The organism is Pseudomonas sp. SDO52101_S400, assembly GCF_054071635.1.
Map to the genome: position 1 here is coordinate 107,536 of NZ_JBSVWF010000009.1, position 17,020 is coordinate 124,555.

A 17,020-nucleotide genomic window follows, 5' to 3' on the forward strand; every position below is an offset into this window, starting at 1 on the left:
ATGAACAGTGTGCTGATTCGCAATGCGCGCCTGGTTGATGACGGGCATGAGTTCTACGCCGATCTGCTGGTCAGCCACGGTCGAATCGTCAAGATCGGCCGCAGCATTGAAGGTGAAAACGCCACGCTGGAAATCGACGCCAACGGCCAGTGGCTGCTGCCGGGGATGATCGACGATCAGGTGCATTTCCGAGAGCCGGGCTCGCCAACCAAAGGCAGCATCTACACCGAATCCCGAGCAGCCGTGGCCGGTGGCATCACCAGTTTCATGGACATGCCCAACACCAATCCAGCCACCCTCACCCTCGAAGCGCTGGCCGACAAAAAACGTCGGGCAGCGATCAACTCGGTGGCCAACTACGGCTTTCACTTCGGCGTCAGTCACGACAACCTGGACACCGTCGCGGCGCTCAATCCAAGTGAGGTGGCCGGGGTCAAAGTGTTCATGGGGGCGTCGACCGGCAACATGCTGGTCGATGACCCCAAAACGCTGGAGCGATTGTTCGCCGAGGTGCCGACGATCCTGCTGGCTCATTGCGAACACACGCCGAGCATCGAGGCCAACACCGCCAGATTGCGCGAACAGTTCGGCGAACATCCCCCTCCCGACGCCCATGCGTTGATCCGTAATGCCGAGGCCTGCTATCGCTCTTCTTCACTGGCGGTTGATCTCGCCAAACGCCATGGCACTCGCCTGCACGTGCTGCACCTGACCACCGCCCGGGAGCTGGAACTGTTCGAAGACAAACCGCTGGCGCACAAACGCATCACGGCGGAAGTCTGCCTGCATCACCTGTTGTTCGATGATCGCGACTACCCGGACTTCGGCAACCAGATCAAATGCAACCCGGCGATCAAAAGCCAGGCTGATCGCGATGCCCTGCGCCTGGCGTTGTTGAGCAATCGCCTGGATGTGATAGGCAGCGACCACGCCCCGCATACCTGGGCGGAGAAACAGCTGTCGTATGCCCAGGCACCGTCCGGTCTGCCACTGGTGCAACATGCGTTGCCGGCGTTGTTGGAACTAGTGGCGGATGGCGTGCTGCCGATCACCACGCTGGTGGCGAAAACCAGCCACCGGGTGGCAGATCTGTTTGCCATTCCGGATCGCGGTTACCTGAGGGAAGGTTATTGGGCGGATCTGGTATTGATTCAGCCAGAGCCCGAGGGTGTTGCGGTATCTCGGCAACCGATCCTGTCGCAGTGCGGATGGACGCCGTTTGCCCGTCGCAGCTTTCGTCATCGGGTGAGTACGACACTGGTGTCGGGACAGGTTGCGTGGCACGACAATCGGCTGCATGACGGGTGTCAGGGATTGCCGTTGCGGTTCATGCGCTAGAAAAAACCGCCCCCACACTGTTGTGGCGGCGGTTCGATTTTCAGGCTCTTGGTTTGACGGTGCCGCAGTCCTGACCCAACCACACCGCGCGGGTTTCCAGACTGCCCTTCTGGTTGATCCCGATGGCATTGAACGTGCCATTGGCGACGGTGGTGAACTCACGATCGCTGACGAACGTAGCCACACCGGTGCCCGAGGCTCGCGGGCAACTGAAACGGAATTTCCATTGGTTGCCGTTGCGCTCGGTGATCTGCTGTTTGCAGCCCGACTGCGGGTCTGCCAGCGGAATATCATTGGTCGCCACTTGCTGCGGTGTCAGGCAGGCACGGATGCCCTTGCCGCCTATGTTGATCCCTTGCTTCTCCAGCGCCGCCCGCTGTTGCGGGGTGATCTGGCCCTGAATCTGGCCGAGGATCGATTGCACATCCATGGCTTGATCATCGACCTTCACATTGCTCGACGTCATTTCCCACAACCCCGGCTGCAGCATTTGCGCCTGAGCCACCAACGGCAAGGCCAACCCCAGACCCAGCGCCAAACCCAGCAGACGAACGTTCATTGAAAAACTCCTGATCAGTAATGGCCGTTAGACGCCGGCCGCTTGTTTCGGTTCATGGCCTGCTTTCATGGCTAAAAAGAAAATAGCGACAACCGCAAAGGAACATGGTCTGTTAAGCATTGAATCTTCAGGAGCAAGGTTGCCCCATGGATTATTTTGGACCGCACATCTTCGGTTATCTGATCGCTCTGATACATAGCCTGGGCACCATTGCCGCCATCCATGCGGTGCTGACCGTCCGTACCGCGCAAGGCGCGATCGCCTGGGCGCTGTCGCTGATCTTCATTCCCTATCTCACGCTCATTCCCTATCTGGTATTCGGTCGCAGCACCTTCGACGGTTACATCAAGGCCCGACGTCAGGCCAACGAACAGATGCGTCAGGCCGTTTCCGAACTCAACTGGCGCCCTTGGGTAGAAGAAGCCCTGACGGCTCGCGCCTCGAATGCCTACGACTCGTTGCGGGCGATGCCAAAGCTGGGACGCATGCCATGCCTGGCCAACAATGAAGTGCAATTGCTGATCAACGGCACCGCCACGTTCGACGCGATTTTCCACGCAATCAGCCAGGCACGTGAAGCCGTGTTGATTCAGTTTTTCATCATTCATGACGATCGCCTCGGCCAGCGCCTGCGCGAACTGCTGCTGAAGAAAGCCGCCGAGGGTGTCGCGATTCATCTGCTGTACGACCGCATCGGCAGCCATGCCCTGCCCCACAGTTACGTTCAGGCCCTGCGTGATGGCGGGGTCGAGGTGAAGGCATTCGCCACCCGCAGCGGCTGGCTCAATCGCTTTCAGGTGAATTTCCGCAACCATCGCAAGATCGTCGTGGTCGACGGAATGACCGGCTTCGTCGGCGGGCACAACGTCGGCGACGAATACATGGGCGAAAAACCACCCCTGGCGCCATGGCGCGACACCCACGTTCAGGTGCGCGGCCCGGTGGTTGCGTGCATGCAGGAGTCATTTGCCGAAGACTGGTTCTGGGCCGCCCGTACGCTGCCGCCGCTGATCCTGCCGGACGTTTACCCGGAAGACGGCGTGCTCTGCCAACTGCTGGCCAGCGGACCGGCGGATGCCTACGAAACCTGTTCGCTGTTCTTCGTCGAAGCCATCCATGCCGCAACCGAACGCGTATGGATCACCAGTCCCTACTTCATTCCCGACGAAGCGGTGTTCGCCGCGTTGCGTCTCGCCGTCCTGCGCGGTGTCGATGTGCGATTGCTGCTGCCGTCGCGTCCCGATCACCGCATCGTTTACGCCGCATCGAGCCTTTACGCGTTCGAAGCGGTACGCGCCGGGGTACGGGTATTCCGCTACGAACCGGGTTTCCTGCATCAGAAAGTGGTGTTGGTCGACAGCGAAATCAGCGCCATCGGCAGCGCCAATCTGGACAACCGTTCGTTCCGGTTGAATTTTGAAGTGATGTTGCTGACGGTCGACAGTGAATTCGCCGGCCACGTGGAACAGATGCTCAACGAGGACTTCGCCCAGGCCTACGAAATCGCCAAGGAAGAAGGCCGGGAGATCCACCGCCTGCAACAACTCGGCATGCGGATCGCCCGGCTGATTTCACCGATTCTCTAGCTCAAGGGTTATAGATGTCGTCACGGGTCCACGGCAGTTCATGGCTGCCATCGGCGTGGGCCTTTACCGCGAGGATCTGGTGCAGATTGATCCAGCCCCGGGCAAACGCGTAGGCACAACCGGCCAGGTACAGGCGCCAGATACGCAGGGCCTGATCCGGCACCAGTTTGCCGGCCGCTTCGAGGTTGTCCTCCAGCCGCTCACTCCAGTGGTCCAGCGTTCGCGCGTAATGCAGGCGCAGGCTTTCGACATCCACGATCTCCAGACCGGCCTCGCTGATCTCGGCCGAGATCATTGCCAGGTGTGGGAGCTCGCCGTTGGGGAACACGTATTTTTCGATGAAATCTCCGGCACCACGCCCCACCGGACGGCCATCGGTGTGCTTGGCAGTGATACCGTGGTTCATCACTAGACCACCCTCCTTCACCGCGCCGAACAGGGTTTTGCAGTACTCGGCCAGGTTCGCGTGACCTACGTGCTCGAACATGCCGACGCTCACCACTTTGTCGAAACGGCCGTCCTGCGGCAGATCACGGTAATCGAGCAGTTGCAGTTCGACCTGGTCTTCCAGGCCTTCGGCTTTGACGCGCTCCCGAGCCAGCGCCAGTTGCTCCTTGCTCAGGGTGATACCGAAGACTTTGGCACCGAACTCGCGGGCGGCGTAACGCGCCAGACCACCCCAACCGCAGCCGACATCCAGCAGGTAGTCGCCCGGCTGCAAACGCAGCTTGCGACACAGATGCCGGAATTTGGCCTGCTGGGCCTGTTCGAGGGATTCGCTGCCGGTTTCAAAATAGGCGCAGGAGTACGCCATGTCGCTGTCCAGCCACAATTGGTAAAACGCGTTGGACAGGTCGTAGTGGTAGGAAATGGCTTTGGCGTCGGTTTCCTTGTCGTGCAAGGTTCGCACCGGCTGGCTGTCGTCGTCATCGTCGAGCAGCGCCGTGCTCAATTCGTCGCAGACCCGGATGACCTCGCTGATCGAGCCTTCGAGTTCGAGTTTGCCCTCGACGAACGCCGCCCCCAGCGCGTCGAGACTTGGATGGGTCAACTGGGACACCATCAACGGATCCTTGACCACGATGGTGACGCTGGGCGTCGGGCCCAGATTGAATTCATGGCCGTCCCAGAGTCGCAGACGAAGCGGAAGCTGCAGATTCTGTAAGGCCGGTGGAAGTTGCGCGAGCATGGAATATCCCCCTGGTTTCAGACGTCTGTTCTGAGGGTAGACCATCCTTGAAAATTAGCAGGCTATCGATTCGATAGTCGCCACCTATCAGCCAAAAAGGCCGTAACGGCACCGATCTCCGAGCTTCAGTGCGCCTTCTCTGAAGACTTCAAGACCAGCGCACAGTTCGAAAAATGATCAGTTCTGCTCGTCGAGCTTCAACAGCGGCTCCTGGAATCGCAACAAGCGGCCGGCATTGCCCAACACCAGCAACGTACTGAGGTTGTGCAGCAATGCAGCAATCATCGCCCCGGCCGCGCCCAGCCAGCCGAACGCGGCGAACACGACGATGGCCAGCGTCCAGCCCAGACCGATGATCACGTTTACCTGCAGCGTGCGTCGGCACTGACGGCTGAGGCGCACACAGGTGCCGAGCCGGCGAAGGTCGCTGCCGATCAGCACGATGTCGGCGGACGCCAACGCGATGTCTGCACCGCCCGCCCCCATCGCAACACCCACCACACCGGCCTTGAGTGCCAGCGAATCGTTGATACCGTCGCCGACCACCATCGGCCGGAAGCCGTTGTCGATTTCCTTCAACACTCGATTGAGTTTGTCTTCGGGCAACGCCTGGGCTTCGACTTCATGCAGGCCGACATCCCGCGCCAGAGTTTGCGCCACGCTCTGACGGTCGCCAGTCAGCAACAGTTGCCGCCCGAGGCCCAACTCGCGCAGTTCGCTCAAGGCGAATTTCGCTTCCGGTTTGACGCTGTCGGCGAGCAACAGCCAGGCGAGGAATTCACCGTTCAAGGCCAGGCCGGCAATCGGGCCGTCGTGCTCGGGAATCGATGTGGTCGGGATACCCAGCTGCGCAAACAACTCCGGACGACCAAGTGCCGCTTCACCCTGCTCGGTCCTGGCGACTACACCCAGACCCTGACGTTCGTGAATATCGGTCAGCACCAACACGTTGTCCGCATGAACCAGGCCTGCCAGTGCACGACTGACCGGGTGACTGCTCGCAGCACCGAGACTGGCGGCCAGCGCCATCACCGAATCGTGATCCGCGTGCGCGCTGTTGATCGACTGCAAACGCAATGTGCCGTAAGTGAGCGTGCCAGTCTTGTCGACCACCAACGATGTGAGGTCAGCCAACTCTTCAAGGAAGGCCGAACTGCGGATCAGAATCCCGTGCCGCGCCGCGACCGCCACGCCGGCAATCGCTGTGGCCGGCGCGGACAACACCAGCGCACACGGACAGGCTGCGACCAGTACCGCCAGCATCGCCTGCGCATCGTTGGTGACAAACCAAGTTACCGCTGCCAGCAGCAACACCAGCACCATGTAGCTGCCAGCGTAACGTTCCAGCAGCCGGGTGATCGGTGGTTTGGAACGCTCGGCGTTCTGCATCAGGGCGATGACCTTGCCCAGAGTCGATTCATCGCCGGTGCGGGTCACCTCGATGCGTAGCAGGCCATCGAGGTTGATCGCTCCACCGAAAACCGTCATTCCAACGCCCGCCTCCACGGGCACCGACTCACCGGTGATCGACGCTGTGTCGAGGCTGGCCTGCCCGGACAATACACGACCATCCGCCGGCACCCGATCACCGGCTCGCACTTCAACGGTGTCACCGGCCTTGAGCGTGCCATTGTCGACTTCAATGACGGTGCCATCCGCCTGGATTTTTCGTGCGTGGCTGCGAGTGAGTTGGCCCAAGGCATGAATCGCTTCCTGCGAGCCGATCACACTGCGCTCCTCCAGCACATGGCCGAAGATCATGATGATCGGCAACAGTGCGGCGGTCAGCAGATCGCCAGTGGCCCAGGCACCGAGCATCGCCAGTGCGATCAACTGGTCGGTGATGCCGTGCAGGCTCGGATAGCGCAGGCTGAACCACGCCGAGCGCATCACTGGCACTGCAACCAGCAAAGAAGCAACACCGAGCAGCAACTGACTGACACCTGTCTGCTCCGGCATCAACCAGCGCCAGATCAATCCCAGCCCGAGCAGTCCAAGGGCGAGCATCGCCAAGGTCAACTGGCGCGCGGCGCGACGTTGCTCGGCCGAGGACAACAGACTCGGTGCGGCGTTAGTGGCGGTCATTTACTGGCTCCCTGAATGATCAGGCGGGAATCGTCTTTCGGATCGACCGTGGTGACCGAGCCGGCCTGGCCGAGAATCTTCGGTATCCGTTCGCGGTACAGGCGCAGCAACATTTGCGGGTCGGTGCCCTGCTGTCGGGCCTGAGCCAGACTCAGAACGGTGGCTGTATCGGCAGAGGCTTTTGCCAGGCGCTCACCGGCCTGAGCGTGGGCGACCTGCAATGTGCGGTCGGCGAGTTCATTGGCGGTCTGGGTGATTTTTTCAGCGTCGGTACGAGCATTGGCCACCGCTTTGTCGGCCTGCTGGCTGGCAGTCAGCACTGCATTGAATGCACCGACCGCCGGCTCGGGCAGACTCGATTGCACATCGACCCGCGCCACTTCGATACCGATGCCCTGCCCGCTCGCCTTCAGTTCGGCCAAGCGACGATTGATGCCCTGAACCAGATCGCCGCGCAACCGCTCGCGTCGTTCGGCGGCTTGATTGTCAGCGCCGATCAGTTCCGGCCGCGCCACCAGAATGGTGTCCAGATCCCGCGCTGCTGTCAGGGCTACTGCGCTGCGGGTCACCAGTCGATCCAGTGCTGGCAGCACATGGTCGCCTTGCAGCACGAAGTCATAGGGATCGGTGACCTTGTAGAACACCCGCACATCCAGCTGCACCACACCGGCATCACCGGTGAGCAAATAGCCGGAACCGGCCAGTGCATCACTTATTGGCGTGGCGAATGTCGCGACGCGATCTGCCTGTATTGCAGCAGGACTGCGCAGCAGATTTTCCACTCGACGTTCGATGACCCGATCCGCCGCCGGCAGCAAAACAACCTGCTCGAACGGCTGCGGCCAGGCCAACAACAACCCGGCATTCTGGATGCGATCCAGTGCACCAAAATGCATGACCACCGCACGATTCTGCGGGTCGATCTGCCGCACATTGGAAAACGCCCAGGCCAACGCCGCCAGCACCGTCACCGCGTACAGGGCAAAAAACGCCAGACGTCCCGCCTGAATCCACGGACTGTTCAACGAATTTGTTCCACGTGGAACTTCACTCATGGCTGCGTTCCGGTCTTGCTGTCCATATTCGGCGGACCGTCCACCAACACGCGGAAAGGCGCGGCATCGGTGCGCAGGATCAACTTGGTGTCCGGCGTAACAATGGTGCCAAGGGTGTCCAGCGAGCGCAGCAAGTTGTACAGCTGCGGCGACCCGGCATAAGCGCGACCATAAATCTGCGCCGCCTCGACCCGAGATTGCGCCTCGATTTCGGCTGCTTTCACCGTCGCGTCAGCCTGGACGATTCGCGCATCACGCTCGGCGCCAGAACGAATTTGTGCAGCTTCACGCTTGCCGATTGCCGTGCGCTCGGTAGCAATGGTTTCACGCTCGGCGCGCATCCGGTCAACCGTCGCGGTGAGGGTCACCGACGGCAAGGTCAGTCGCTCGATGCCCACTTGCACCACCCGCACGCCATAAGTAGCGAGCAATTGCTGATCGATCTGCTGACGCAACTGCGCCTCGAAATCGGCAATGTGAACCTGGTTGGCATCGGTGTTGACCAGATTGGCCAGGTCGAAACTGCTGGCGGTGGTCTCCAGTGCCGAGCCGACAAAAGTGCGAATCTGTCGCGCCGCTTCGTCCGGTTGATTCTGTACCGCTCGCATGAAGCGCTGAACATTGTCCGCATCGCCTTGCACCTGCCACGCAACATACGCCTGCACGATGATGCGCAAACCGTCGCGGGTACCGACGTCCTGCAATCCACTCGATGTGGTGCGCAGGCGCAGATCCACCGGAATTGCCGCTTCGAACGGCGCCGGCCAACGCCAGCTCAGACCGGGCTCCAGCAACACTCGGGACGGATTGCCGAAGCGGGTAATGACCGTGGCTTCGCCGGAGCGCACCTGCACCAGACTTGCCGCTGCGATGGCAAATGCCACCAGCAACACGGCCCAGCCCATGCGGCGCCACGGGAACGGCCCCGCCTCTTCCGGCGCGCCATGATGATGGTGATGATGCCCGTGATGGTGATGGCCGCCATGAGCATGGTCGTGACCGCTGTGGTCATGGTGATCGTGAGTATGCGACTGGCTCAATGGGTGGCTCCTGGTTGAGCGGTGGTGCGCGCCGGCGTCGGATCAGCCGGCAGCGTGAACGTACGCAGGTCGATGGTCGGCGCATTGCTGCTGCCGCCCAGACGATGGTCGAGCACCAACAGTTTGGCTTTGCCCAGTCCCTGACTGAGCTGGCTGAGGTATTGCTCCAGCACGAAGGCCTGGCCGGCGCTGGCGTAGGCTTTTTGCTCGGCGCTGAATTTCAGATCCGCCGCACGGGCGGTCGAGCTGGTTTCGTGGGCATTGGCGCTGGCCTGATCGCGTGCGAGGCTGGCCTGCAACTGCGCCTGATTACTCGCTTCGGCAGCAGCGCCACGCTCACGGGAGATCAACGCCTGAGCTCCAATCTGCGCCGCCTGCACGCTGTGATAAGCGTTGGCCGCGCCCGCCGGAGGGTGAATCGCCTCGACCACCGTGGCGAGAATTTCTACGCCGCTGTCGAGTTTCTGCAGATCGCTTTGTACGGCGCGGCCGATCTCGTCAGCCAGCCCTACCCTGTCCTGCCCCAGCAAACCGTCGAGGGTGCGCGATGCAAAATCGTGAACCAGAATCCGGCTGGCGGTGCTGCGGATCAGCGTCGGTACATCCGCGCTGTTGTAAGTCGCGGCCAACGCCGCCTGATCGCTGAGGCCGATTCGATAAACGAAACGCACGTCCATGTTGACGATCTGGAAGCTTTGTTGCTCGCCACGGCTGCTGGCGATGACCTGGGATTTATCGTTGACGTGGCTGGCATCCCACAGGCGGTTGGCGGTGATCGGGGCCGGGCCTTCCGTCGGATCTGGCTGAACCGGCACCGGGTTTTCGCCGACGCTGGTCGCCAGTTCGTGCACCACGCCATTCTCCACGCTCAACACCCGGCCCAGCGGCCAAGGCAGGCCGGCATGCAAACCGGGGCCGAATACCTGCACCGGTTTGCCGAAGCGCTCGTAGATGCCACGACTTTGCAGCGGGATTTCATGAATCCCGGTGAGCAACCAACCCACCGCCGCCACCAGCACCAACACCGGCAGGAACGCGCGACGCATGTAGCTGAAGGCCCAGATCTGCCGCAGGTCGATACCGAAACGGTTGTGCAATTCGTGCTGCAAGGCGAGCAATGGTTGCGGCGGCCAGCGCAGCAGATCGGCGACAAAGCTGCGGGCCAACAGCACCGGTTCGAGCTGTTCGCGGCGCGGGCTGAACAGCGACAGCAAAGCACGCAGCAGCAACTCCGCCGCGACCAGTCCCGGCAGGATCCCGATCAACACAGCCAAACGCACGGGCCAGACCGAACTCTCGCTGGCGAACAGCAAGCACAGCGCACCCAACACCAGACTGATGATGACCACTCGCACCAGTTGCGCCAACGCACCGGCCTCGGGCCATTGCGCCGGGTTTTCCTGAGCCAGTTGCCGCTCCAGCACCAGCAGACCGAACGCCAGCAGCAGCGCAATCGCCGCGCTGACTGAAGCGGACAAACCCACCGCAGCCGAAGGCAATGCCAGGTTCCACACCTGCTCGATGCCGAGCAACGCCAACAGCGCCAGGCCGCCCAACCACAATGTCGCCGCGCCGATCTGCCCCAGCACATGCAGGCTGCGGCGGCTCAGCCGATCCAACATTCGCTCGTACCAGCCGTCCGGCGCGGGCGTCTCGTCGACAGGAGTTACCGGCACCACCGGGTTGATCACCCGCGCTCGCCAATCGCTCACCCACCACGCCGATTGCAACCCGGCGACCAGTACCAGCAGCGCCGCGCTCTGATTGACCAACAGCGCCGGCCACAGCGATTGCGAGGCGAACAGGCCAACAAAAAATGCCAGCACCACCCCGGCCACGGCCAACCCGCCGAGTCCGATGGCCAACCGGCGCAATCGGCGCCCCTGGGCTGCCGCCTGCTGAAAGCGCGGCAAACCGCTCACTTGCGTGCCATCAACGTCCAGATCGACTTGCATAACCCCCCAAAACCCTTGGCTCAATGCATAACTCGTTACGATATAACGAAATCCGTGAAATATTTGTACTCAATTTCACATTCAAAGACGCCCAACCTGTCGCGTTCCTGAAGCCTTGACCGAAATGTCCGTAAACGCACATATTACGTACGTAATTTTTAGCGATCGCATTCTTCAGCCAGGAGTAAGCGCATGAGCAACTATGACGTAGTGATTCTGGGCGGTGGGCCCGGCGGTTATAACGCAGCGATCCGGGCCGGCCAGTTGGGCCTCAAGGCCGCTTGCGTGGAAGGCCGCGCCACGCTGGGCGGCACCTGCCTCAACGTCGGTTGCATGCCGTCCAAGGCGTTGTTGCATGCGTCCGAACTGTACGACGCGGCGACGGGGGCGGAATTTGCCAACCTCGGCATTGAGGTCAAACCGACACTCAATCTCGCGCAGATGATGAAACAGAAGGACGAAAGCGTCGCCGGCCTGACCAAAGGCATCGAGTTCCTGTTCCGCAAGAACAAGGTCGACTGGATCAAGGGCTGGGGCCACATCGACGGTCCCGGCAAAGTCAGCGTGACCGGTGATCAGGGCAGCCGGATCGAGCTGACCGCCACCGATATCGTCATCGCCACCGGTTCCGAGCCCACTCCCCTGCCCGGCGTGGAGATAGACAACCAGCGCATCCTCGATTCCACCGGCGCCCTGTCGTTAAGCGAAGTGCCCAAACATCTGGTGGTGATCGGTGCCGGCGTGATCGGCCTCGAACTCGGTTCGGTCTGGCGGCGACTCGGCGCGCAGGTGACGGTGGTGGAATACCTTGACCGCATCTGCCCGGGCGTGGACGGCGAGGCCGGCAAGACCCTGCAACGCTCGCTGAGTAAACAGGGCATCAGCTTCAGACTGAGTTCGAAAGTCACCAGCGCCACGTCCACGGCCAACGGCGTTCAGCTGAGCATCGAGCCGGCGGCCGGCGGCACCGCCGAACGGCTGGAAGCCGATTACGTGCTGGTTGCCATCGGCCGCCGCCCCTATACCAAAGGCCTGGGCCTGGAGAACGTCGGCCTGAGCACCGACAAACGCGGCATGCTTGCCAACAAACACCACCGCACCGAAGCGCCGGGCGTGTGGGTCATCGGTGATGTCACGTCCGGGCCGATGCTGGCACACAAGGCGGAAGATGAAGCCATGGCCTGCATCGAACAAATCGTCGGCAAGGCAGGCGAGGTCAACTACGACCTGATCCCCAACGTGATTTACACCAAACCGGAACTGGCCAGCGTCGGCAAGACCGAGGAGCAGCTCAAGGCTGAAGGCCGGGCCTACAAGGTCGGCAAATTCCCGTTCACCGCCAACAGCCGGGCAAAGATCAATCACGAGACCGAGGGCTTTGCCAAAGTCATCGCCGACGCGCACACCGATGAAGTCCTCGGCGTGCACCTGGTCGGCCCGAGCGTCAGCGAAATGATCGGCGAGTATTGCGTGGCCATGGAATTCAGCGCGTCGGCCGAGGACATCGCCCTGACCTGCCACCCTCACCCGACCCGCTCCGAGGCGCTGCGTCAGGCAGCGATGAATGTCGAGGGCATGGCAACTCAGATGTAAGCACGTTGCGGATACTTCCCGCGTCCTGCGGGAAGTATCAGGACGGCAAATGCCCCAGCGGCAACGCCCCTGGGGTCTTCACTGTGTGAATCGCAAAATTGCTGCGGATATCGCTCACGCCTGGCAGCTTCAATAGGCAACCGGTGAGAAAACGGTCATAGGCGCGCAGGTCCGGCACCACCACTTGCAGGAGGAAATCCGACTCTCCAGAGACCAGAAACGCCGAAATCACTTCCGGCAACGCCGTCACCGCCCGATGAAATGCTTCGGCCTGCTCATCGTTGTGCCGCTCCACCCTGACCCCGACAAACACCGTCAGCCCCAGCCCCACCTCATCACGGTCCAGGTTCGCCTGATAACCGCGAATCACCCCCGCCTCTTCGAGCATCCGCACCCGGCGCAGGCACGGCGACGCGGACAAACCGATCTCGTCGGCCAATTGCACGTTGCTCAGGCGCCCGTCCCGTTGCAGCGCGGCGAGAATCTTGCGATCGAAGGCGTCGAGTTTCATCGTTGGCAGATCCTGATGGTTTAACCGCAAAAAGAAAGCAGGTTATGCCAATCCAAGCAGTTATAGAAGCGAACTACGCAAGCACCTGCCCTGCCCCTCGGTCATAGACTGGTTGCACCGAATCGACAACGAAAGGGGTGCGACATGGCAAGTCTCTGGCTGTATTTCCTGGCTTTGGCGGTGGTCTATCTTCTGCCTGGTCCGGACATGATCCTGCTGCTGCAGACCGGTGCCCGCCAGGGTCGCGGCGCAGCGCTCGCCACAGCAGTGGGTTTGGCGGTCGCTCGAGGTTGTCATGTAGCGCTCGCAGCATTGGGGCTGGCGGCGCTGTTCAAGGCAGCGCCGTGGACATTCGATGCGGTGCGAATGGCCGGGGCGGCATACTTGCTGTGGATCGGCGTTCAATGCCTGCGCACCACACTGCTGCCTGATCTGAACGCTGGCACCGTAACGGACAGCCATGGGCAGTGGCGCGCAGCGATCCGTCGTGGCCTGCTGACCAATCTGCTCAACCCGAAAGCCTTGCTGTTCGGCTCGGTGCTGCTGCCGCAGTTCATCGTGGCGGATGGCGTACCGGTGCTGACGCAATTTGCGGTGCTCGGCGCGATGCTGGTGGCCGCTGGATTGCTGTTCGACAGCGCCTATGCCTTGCTCGGCACGGCGCTGGGCCGCTGGCTGAAACACAGCCCAACGGCCCAACGGGTGCAGCAGTGGTTGTTCGGCAGCCTGTTGATCGGTTTTGCCGTGCGCCTGACGTTCGTCCAGCAGGCTTAGGCTTTGCGGGCCTTGCGCTGACGGCGGCTAATCAGCAATAACGCAACGGCCGTGAACGTCACAATCGCACCGATCACCGGCCACTTGTAGGGCCGCAGTGTCGAGCGCACCGAATCGGTCACCTGAGTGACATAGCGCTTGTCGGCGTTTTCGAAGTCCGGATACGGGCACTGGTGGCCAAAGTCCACGGCCCACGGAACGTAGGGCCCTTCGTCGACATAACGTTTGTACAACGCGCTCTGCTCCTCCAGGCTGCTGTTCCAGCCGGCAGCAGAACACAGCACGGCGGCGAACGCCTGGCTGGTATGCGGCAGGTTGTCCGCCGCGCGACTGGCCAAAGCCGTGGCAACGAAGCGGTAGTGATAACGCTCATCCGGCTGCGCTTCACTGGCCTTCTGGCGTTGCACTTCGGCTTCGCTGACCAGCGGGCCGACTTTCAGCTCGGTGGTTTCCAGGCTGTAGTTGCCGCCGAAGGTCGCGTAATCCGGGGCCATTTCGTAACCCAGAATATCCATGCCCCACTCACGGGCCGTCCACGCCGCATTGAAGAGCGCACTGGCACGCTTGGTCGGCCACCACGCCGAATCGGCTTTCAGGCGTTGCTGACCGTAGAGTCGGGCCTTGTGCTGCAGATCGGGATTGTCGAAATAACCAACCGCGTCTTCGTAGTGCCCTTCACGCAACAAACGCCGGCCCAGCAGATTGCGCAGGCTCGCGGCCACCGGCAACGGAACGTAATTGTCGCGATCCTGCTGGCTCAGCGCGGGCGGCGCAGGCACGTTGGTATCGACATAATTTTTCAGCTCATCAACCGTCAACACCCGCTCGGCCACGGTCGCGGCGTCGAACCAGTAAATGCTCTGGCTGCGATACAACTGATCGAAGGCCTGCAGGTACTCGCCACGTTGCAGCGCGAGAATCGCGCTTTCACCCTCGACCCGGCACTTGGGCTGAAGGGATTCAAGATTCCAGTCGGCGGTACGCCGCTCGCCCCAGGATTCGCCCTGCGGGAAGGCCTGCGCAGCTTTCGCATAGGCCGCAGCCGCCGCACTCTTGTCGCCGTCGCGCACCGCCAGTTTCGCCCGCAGCCACCACGCCAGACCGCTGTCGCCGGCGTGTTCAAGGAACGCCTTGGCGCTGGCGTAATCGCCCTGTTGATAATTCATGGCCGCGAGACGATCGGCGTTATCGAGGCTGTCGCGTGTGCTGTTCTGCAACGCCTTGATCAGTTTTTTCTCGTTCGGCGGTTCATCGCCGAATGACCAGCCCATCCGGCTGATCAGCGACGCAGTCACCAATTGCTGCACGGCTTTGCCACGCAGCAACTTTTCCAGTCGATCCTCGGGCTCCTCGGCCAGATCATTCATCAACAGCTTCAGCGAGGTGTAGCCGACGTTCGAGCCATGCAGATTTTGCGTGGCATAGAGTTCGATGGCCTTGTCCCAACTGCCCGCCGTGCGCAGCGCCCGCGCCTCTTCGCCGAGGCTGGCCACGCCCAGCTCCAGCGGATCGCTGAAACCGTCGATGCTCAGTTGCCGCGTCTGGCGGAAGGCCTCGATGGCGTTTTCCAACGCATCGAGCGCATCCCCCGCTTCGCTGCTCATGGCAAAGAACGCCCGGCCCAGCGAATAAGCGGCCCACGTGCTGCGCAACGGGCGTTGATCAGCCGGCAGCGCCAGCAACTGGCGGAAATACTCGACGGCCAATTGATGATCACCCGCCCCGAACGCCACGGCGCCCGCCACGTACAGACGCAGTTCCACCGGCAGGCTCGCGCCCTGCACCTCGACCTCACGCGCATCGGTCAGGCTGCGCAATTGCTTGACCAGGGCCTGCTGCTCCGCGCTCAGGCCCTGCTGCTCGGCCTTCTCACGCTGTTCAGCAGGCTCCTTCGGTTCGCCATAAATATCGTCCGGGTTGTACGTGACAGCCGTGACGTTCTTCAGCCCGGCAATGGTCTTGCCGAGACGATTGATCTCGAACTTGAAGTTGCCCTCCGGCAGTTCCGCCAGCGATTGCCCGCGATCGTCAAGCAGACGCATCGGGAAATCCGGGCCGCAGGCCAGCGCCGATCCCAGCGGCAGGCTGAGGCTCAGGCATAGCAGATGGCGGGGCCAGTTACGGGTCAACATGCGAACCTCCTTGATCAATATTTGCGCAACGCGCCCAACCGATGGCACGCTGCCCGCCCGCCGGCAATCGGCCGTCGCGCAGGCGGGTGAAGGTAAGCAGATCCGCTGACTGTTGCAATGCATAACCGGCGAGCGCATCGGCGCCTTCACAGCCGCTGGCTTTTACCAGCACGCGCGCAGGCCAGGGGCTATCAAGGTTGCCGGCGTTGCCGAGCGTAATGTCGTAGAGGCCGTCCTGAACCTTGAAGCTCAAATCGAGATTGCCGGACAGCGCATCGCCCCGGGCCACCGCCCCCAAAGTCGTCAGGCTCCACGCCCGGCGGTCGTTGGCCAGCGGCAGGCGGAACCAGATCAGCCCGGCCAGATGCGCCGGCCGATCCTCGCGCAGTGCTTTGGCGAGTCGGCTGAGTTGCTGTGGATCGGCCAGCAACTCGCGGCGTTCCCCGCCTCGCTCCAGCGTCACTTCACTTTCCACTACCGGAGCGCCACCGCTGTCAGGCAACAGCGCCACACCATAGGCCGGCAGGGCCAGGTAGAACGGTTTGTCGCTGATCCGCCCCCAGCGCTTCGCCCAGTTGCGCGCCTGCTCAGGATCGAACAAACCGCGTCGCGGATCGCTGACCGCATGCACCTGCAACACGCTGCTGTCGACCGTCGCCAGCAGCGCCGACAGTTGCGGGCTGTCGAGCCATGCCGGCAACGCGGTGATGCTCAAGGGCAGTGATGACGGCAACGCTGCGCGCAGATGAAGGAGGAAGTCAGCGTAAGCCGGCAGCCGCGCATTGCCGGCATCGTGGTCGATCTCGACCCCGGCCAGCGTGAGTCCCCGGGTTTGCCAGTCATTGATCACCTGAAGGATTTGCGCCGTGACCTGCTCCTGATCCAGCGCCTTGAGCTGGCCATCGAGGCGAATCACGGCGATCAGCGACCTGCCATCATTCTTCAACAACTGCGGGTCAATACGTGCCCGACTCCAGCCCGCTTGAGGGAAAGCCTGCAACGCCAGCACCCGCAGGGTCGAAAAATCAGCGCGGCTGCCCTTGAGTGCCGACTCATGGGCCGGCGTCCACTGGCGTTGCCAGACATAGAGTTGCTGATCGAGAGGCGCTGGTGCCTGACGCTCGCATGCAGACAGCAACAGGGCGGTGGCCAGCAATGCTGACAGCCCGAAAAGAAACCGCATGACGTGCAAATCCCTGGCGA

13 protein-coding genes are annotated in these 17,020 nt (G+C 61.9%); 4 read left to right on the forward strand and 9 right to left on the reverse strand.

Annotated features, from left to right (window positions below):
- On the forward strand, window positions 1–1,338 hold the full coding sequence (locus tag ACW9HX_RS06950; RefSeq protein WP_457379995.1) for a dihydroorotase: 1,338 nt from the start codon (window positions 1–3) through the stop codon (window positions 1,336–1,338).
- A 40-nt stretch (window positions 1,339–1,378) separates the two neighbouring features.
- Here the strand turns inward: ACW9HX_RS06950 and ACW9HX_RS06955 are convergent, their stop codons facing one another.
- Window positions 1,379–1,897, reverse strand: a complete 519-nt coding sequence (locus tag ACW9HX_RS06955) for a DUF3617 domain-containing protein (RefSeq protein ID WP_457379996.1) — start codon at window positions 1,895–1,897, stop codon at window positions 1,379–1,381.
- Between the two features lie 146 nt (window positions 1,898–2,043).
- On the opposite strand from ACW9HX_RS06955, the gene cls reads away from it, so the two are divergent.
- Window positions 2,044–3,483, forward strand: coding sequence for a cardiolipin synthase (gene cls, locus ACW9HX_RS06960; RefSeq protein ID WP_457379997.1), 1,440 nt, complete (start codon window positions 2,044–2,046; stop codon window positions 3,481–3,483).
- Between the two features lies 1 nt (window position 3,484).
- Here the strand turns inward: cls and cfaB are convergent, their stop codons facing one another.
- The 5 genes from cfaB to hflK (ACW9HX_RS06985) all read right to left on the reverse strand — a co-directional run bounded on the left by cfaB (window position 3,485) and on the right by hflK (ACW9HX_RS06985) (window position 10,807).
- Complete coding sequence (cfaB, locus tag ACW9HX_RS06965) at window positions 3,485–4,672, reverse strand: C17 cyclopropane fatty acid synthase CfaB (RefSeq protein WP_457379998.1); 1,188 nt, start codon at window positions 4,670–4,672, stop codon at window positions 3,485–3,487.
- Window positions 4,673–4,849: 177 nt separating this feature from the next.
- Window positions 4,850–6,757 (reverse strand): heavy metal translocating P-type ATPase, encoded by a 1,908-nt coding sequence (locus ACW9HX_RS06970; protein ID WP_457379999.1) that lies wholly within the window; start codon window positions 6,755–6,757, stop codon window positions 4,850–4,852.
- Entirely contained in the window at window positions 6,754–7,812 is a 1,059-nt protein-coding gene (gene hflK / locus ACW9HX_RS06975; protein WP_085708769.1) for a protease modulator HflK, read from the reverse strand. The genes ACW9HX_RS06970 and hflK (ACW9HX_RS06975) overlap by 4 nt, the downstream gene beginning before the upstream one ends.
- Window positions 7,809–8,852: a protease modulator HflC gene (gene hflC, locus ACW9HX_RS06980; protein WP_457380000.1), complete on the reverse strand. Its 1,044-nt coding sequence runs from the start codon at window positions 8,850–8,852 to the stop codon at window positions 7,809–7,811. Before hflC ends, hflK (ACW9HX_RS06975) begins: the two co-directional genes overlap by 4 nt.
- On the reverse strand, window positions 8,849–10,807 hold the full coding sequence (hflK, locus tag ACW9HX_RS06985; protein ID WP_457380001.1) for a protease modulator HflK: 1,959 nt from the start codon (window positions 10,805–10,807) through the stop codon (window positions 8,849–8,851). The genes hflC and hflK (ACW9HX_RS06985) overlap by 4 nt, the downstream gene beginning before the upstream one ends.
- Window positions 10,808–10,999: 192 nt before the next feature.
- Here hflK (ACW9HX_RS06985) and lpdA point away from each other — a divergent pair, with 192 nt between their 5' ends.
- Complete coding sequence (gene lpdA / locus ACW9HX_RS06990) at window positions 11,000–12,400, forward strand: dihydrolipoyl dehydrogenase (protein ID WP_457380002.1); 1,401 nt, start codon at window positions 11,000–11,002, stop codon at window positions 12,398–12,400.
- 37 nt (window positions 12,401–12,437) lie between these two features.
- Here lpdA and ACW9HX_RS06995 read toward each other — a convergent pair whose 3' ends face one another.
- Window positions 12,438–12,911, reverse strand: a complete 474-nt coding sequence (locus tag ACW9HX_RS06995; RefSeq protein ID WP_457380003.1) for an Lrp/AsnC family transcriptional regulator — start codon at window positions 12,909–12,911, stop codon at window positions 12,438–12,440.
- Window positions 12,912–13,055: 144 nt separating this feature from the next.
- Here ACW9HX_RS06995 and ACW9HX_RS07000 point away from each other — a divergent pair, with 144 nt between their 5' ends.
- The gene (locus tag ACW9HX_RS07000; RefSeq protein ID WP_457380004.1) at window positions 13,056–13,685 is read left to right on the forward strand and encodes a LysE family translocator; all 630 of its coding nucleotides are present in this window, start codon (window positions 13,056–13,058) and stop codon (window positions 13,683–13,685) included.
- Here ACW9HX_RS07000 and ACW9HX_RS07005 read toward each other — a convergent pair.
- Together ACW9HX_RS07005 and ACW9HX_RS07010 are read right to left on the reverse strand one after the other, a co-directional pair.
- On the reverse strand, window positions 13,682–15,817 hold the full coding sequence (locus tag ACW9HX_RS07005) for a hypothetical protein (protein ID WP_457380005.1): 2,136 nt from the start codon (window positions 15,815–15,817) through the stop codon (window positions 13,682–13,684). The genes ACW9HX_RS07000 and ACW9HX_RS07005 overlap by 4 nt on opposite strands.
- Window positions 15,804–17,000 carry a DUF3142 domain-containing protein gene (locus ACW9HX_RS07010; RefSeq protein ID WP_457380006.1) on the reverse strand — a complete coding sequence of 399 codons (1,197 nt, stop codon included), beginning with the start codon at window positions 16,998–17,000 and terminating at the stop codon, window positions 15,804–15,806. Before ACW9HX_RS07010 ends, ACW9HX_RS07005 begins: the two co-directional genes overlap by 14 nt.
- Between the last annotated feature and the right edge of the window lie 20 nt (window positions 17,001–17,020).